The organism is Martelella sp. (assembly GCF_984369615.1).
Genome location: NZ_CFHTCS010000432.1, coordinates 1 through 3274 on the forward strand (window position 1 = coordinate 1; position 3274 = coordinate 3274).

The following is a 3274-nucleotide window of genomic DNA, read 5'->3' on the forward strand; positions in this document are numbered from 1 at the left end:
ATCCCGCCATGGGCAAGGGATAGTAGCACCTCGGCAAGAGGTCCGCGCCTTGGCCTTCTTGAGAGGGCGAGCGGCCCACAAACGCTCCGGCCCGGCAATGGCGGCGCCCGACTGATTTCCGTCGGCGGCGGAGCCGCCTTTACAGCGCGAAACAAATCAGCCGGGCTTTGCCATCAAGGCACTCGCCAGAGGCTCGCGCTGCCAGACCGGAGCGCCCGTGCGCTTTCGTCGCCATGAAGGCCGCGACGGTCGCGGTCCAACTGACGGAAGCATCCCATGTACGCGCACGACGATTTCGAACCCGATCACAGCACGTCCCCGACCGGCCATGCCATCGAGGAACTCGAACTCTACGGCTACCGCCCCTCCGAAGACGAGGCCGATCCCCGGATCACACCCGAAGATCACGTCATCCAGGGCGCAGTCTCCGACATCTTCGACGCCCTGATTTCCACCATGGCCGACACCAGCCTCGATTTCGACCTCGACGAAATCCTCTGGTCCACCGTCAACACCTTCCACCGCGCTGTCGAGCGGATCGAGCACAAACTCGACGATAACGAGCAGGCGCAGAAACGCCTTCAACGCGAACAGGACGGCAGCGAAGTTAAATCCGTCCAGCTCGAAACCCTGATCGGTGCAGGCCAAAGCCTGATCGAACGCCGCGACAGCATGGAGACCTTCCGTGAAACCGCCGCCGACATCTATCTGCGCACTACCGGCACGCCCTGGTCGCAACGCTCCGGCTCACGGGTCAACCATCGCCAGATGACCTCGGCCATGATCGACAGCCGCGACTTCATCGCCGCAAAGCGCCGTGCCGACAACGAGGTGCTGCTGCCCGCAGGACCGAAGATCGCCTTCTCGGGTGGCGACACCACCGATCACCGGACGATCTGGGCCAAGCTCGATCAGGTCCACGCCAAGCACCCGGACATGGTGCTGATGCACGGCGGATCGCCCAAGGGCGCGGAACGCATCGCGGCCACCTGGGCCAATAACCGCAAGGTCGCACAGGTCGCCTTCAAACCCGACTGGGCAAAACATGCCAAGGCAGCACCGTTCAAGCGCAACGACCAGATGCTCGGCATCATGCCGATCGGGGTCATCATCTTCCCCGGCACGGGTATTCAGGACAACCTGGCCGACAAGGCTCGCAAGATGGGCATCCCAGTTTATCGCTTCGGGACCGGCAGCGCGTGAGCGCTGCCGGTTCGGCATAACGCCATTGCGCACTACTGCAAGAGCGCCAGGTCCTCCCAGCGAATCCGGAGATAACGGCCTGAGCGCTTTGGCAATTGCTTGCGGCTGACCATTCGCCCGGAGACCTGGAACTCCGCATTTATTTTGACCACGAGCAACTTGTTGAAATGCCTCGATGTATCCACCATCACCACGTCCTTGGTCTTGAAAGGTGTGATGGTTTTGATTTCGACATGATCGTTTTCGAGCCTGCCGTCCGAACCCTGCGCGTAGGTCTTGTTCAACTTGATGCCGTAGGTGATGGCCCCGAACAATTCGCCGATGTCGCCATACACGGACAAATGCAGGCCAGTCTCCAGATGGTAGCTCTCAGCGAGTGAGATCAGGTCCTCAAAATATGGGATCATTGATCGGATGGCGTTTGGATACTTCGCTCCCCACTCCTTGTGACGAAGCTGCTCATCGATGTCTGACCAGCTTACCCATTCGCCATCGTCGTAAAATGCTCGATCTGACCAATCGATTTCTGCCATAGACTTTAACCCGCAGCCTTCCACCACCCAACAATATAACCACCGTAGAGGTAGAGCCGATACTGGTCTACCAGACGCATCAGCTTTCTTGTTCAAGCGGCAAGTTTACAGAGAGGCTTGACCTTACAAACTATCTCATCTCGCCCGGTGAGAGGAATGCTGCTATTCTGTGGCTGCGCCGTGGTGGTGGTGGAAGGCGCAACCGTCCAACCTTTTGCACGGAGACACCACCATGATCGTTCTCGGAATCCTCGTTTCCATCGCAGCCATCGGCACCATGTGCTGGCTGCTGTTCAATCTCGCCGTATTCGCTTTGCCGTTCTTTATTGGCCTGAATGCAGGCGCCTTGGCCTATGATACTGGGGCTGGTTGGCTCGGCGGCATCGTCGTTGGTCTTCTCGCCGCCGGTCTAACGCTGGCTGTTGGTCAGGGCCTGCTCATGCTGATCCGCCCGATGTGGGCGCGTCGTAAGCGTCCGGCGTGCCCGCTCTGCCGGGAGTGCTGCGTAGAGGGTAGTGTCCACTATCGGATAATGGACACTATCGGGGTTGCTTGTGACGAAGCGTCGGAAGCGTCGGGTTTGGTCTGACGAAGAGAAGCGGATGATCTGCGGGCAGACGCGTGTGCCCGGTGTGTCGGTGAGCCAGGTCGCCCGGCGGTATGACGTGAACGCCAATTTGGTCTTTGCCTGGTTGCGCGATCGCCGGTTTGCAGATGCCGACGCGGCCGATGTCGCGCGCTTTCTGCCGGTTGAGATCGTCGCGGAGGTGAAGGCGCCTGTGGCGATGCCCGCCGCAGTGAACCACATCGAGATCGAACTGGCGGGCGGGCATAAGATGCGGATCAGCGGCGGGTATGACCCCGAGGCGCTGGCGCGGCTGATCCGGGGCCTGACGGCGTGATCCCGGTTCCGGCTAACACACGGGTCTGGTTGGCGGCGGGTGTCACCGACATGCGCAAGGGGTTCACGGCGCTGGCGGCTCAGGCCGAAGCGGTGCTGAAGCAAGACCCGTTCAGCGGACATCTGTTCGTCTTCCGTGGCCGTCAGGGCGATCTGGTGAAGGTCATCTGGTGGGATGGTCAAGGCGCCTGCATGTTCATGAAGCGGCTGGAGAAGGGGCGGTTCGTCTGGCCTTCGGCCAAGGAGGGGAAGGTTGCGCTGTCGCCTGCACAGTTGGCGATGCTGCTGGAAGGGATCGACTGGCGCGCGCCGCAGCGGTCATGGCAGCCTCTGGCTGCGGGATAATCTGCCATCCTGCAAGAGAAGGATTCCCACAAGGAATACAGTGGGATAATCTTCTTGCATGCTGGATCGCACCCTGACCTTGCCGGAAGACCCCGAGGAGTTGCGCAGCTTCACCGCGCGGCTTCTGGCCGAGGTGAAGGCGCAGGCGATCCTGATCGAGAAGCTGCGGCACCAGCTGGCCGGGCACCGAGCGCACCGGTTTGGCGCGTCGTCTGAGACTGCGGAACAGCTTCAGTTGGCCCTGGAAACAAGCGAGATTGCCGCCGCCGCGATGACCGCGCGGATGTGTCTG

Annotated in this window: 6 protein-coding genes; 5 read left to right on the forward strand and 1 reads right to left on the reverse strand. The window is 61.0% G+C overall.

The annotated features are described in order from the left end of the window. Positions 1–276 precede the first annotated feature (276 nt). Positions 277–1203 (forward strand): DUF2493 domain-containing protein, encoded by a 927-nt coding sequence (locus tag AC5DC2_RS21670; protein ID WP_024707710.1) that lies wholly within the window; start codon positions 277–279, stop codon positions 1201–1203. 32 nt (positions 1204–1235) lie between these two features. Here the strand turns inward: AC5DC2_RS21670 and AC5DC2_RS21675 are convergent, their stop codons facing one another. Next, positions 1236–1736 carry a hypothetical protein gene (locus AC5DC2_RS21675; RefSeq protein ID WP_015740143.1) on the reverse strand — a complete coding sequence of 167 codons (501 nt, stop codon included), beginning with the start codon at positions 1734–1736 and terminating at the stop codon, positions 1236–1238. A 232-nt stretch (positions 1737–1968) separates the two neighbouring features. Between AC5DC2_RS21675 and AC5DC2_RS21680 the strand changes: the two genes are divergently transcribed. From AC5DC2_RS21680 to AC5DC2_RS21695, 4 genes are all read left to right on the forward strand, one after another. Beyond that, the gene (locus AC5DC2_RS21680) at positions 1969–2325 is read left to right on the forward strand and encodes a hypothetical protein (RefSeq protein ID WP_024707709.1); all 357 of its coding nucleotides are present in this window, start codon (positions 1969–1971) and stop codon (positions 2323–2325) included. 13 nt (positions 2326–2338) lie between these two features. Beyond that, positions 2339–2638, forward strand: coding sequence for an IS66-like element accessory protein TnpA (tnpA, locus tag AC5DC2_RS21685; RefSeq protein WP_051424042.1), 300 nt, complete (start codon positions 2339–2341; stop codon positions 2636–2638). Further along, positions 2635–2982 carry an IS66 family insertion sequence element accessory protein TnpB gene (gene tnpB / locus AC5DC2_RS21690; protein WP_024707707.1) on the forward strand — a complete coding sequence of 116 codons (348 nt, stop codon included), beginning with the start codon at positions 2635–2637 and terminating at the stop codon, positions 2980–2982. The genes tnpA and tnpB overlap by 4 nt, the downstream gene beginning before the upstream one ends. 58 nt (positions 2983–3040) lie before the next feature. Continuing rightward, positions 3041–3274 (forward strand): transposase domain-containing protein (locus AC5DC2_RS21695; RefSeq protein WP_491699986.1); only part of this gene is annotated, 234 nt, incomplete at its 3' end.

Excerpts from the sequence above, each read along its gene's own strand:
- AC5DC2_RS21675 (WP_015740143.1), bottom strand. The coding sequence starts at position 1,736 with ATGGCAGAAATCGATTGGTCAGATCGAGCATTTTACGACGATGGCGAA.
- AC5DC2_RS21670 (WP_024707710.1), top strand. The coding sequence starts at position 277 with ATGTACGCGCACGACGATTTCGAACCCGATCACAGCACGTCCCCGACC.
- AC5DC2_RS21680 (WP_024707709.1), top strand. The coding sequence starts at position 1,969 with ATGATCGTTCTCGGAATCCTCGTTTCCATCGCAGCCATCGGCACCATG.
- tnpA (WP_051424042.1), top strand. The coding sequence starts at position 2,339 with ATGATCTGCGGGCAGACGCGTGTGCCCGGTGTGTCGGTGAGCCAGGTC.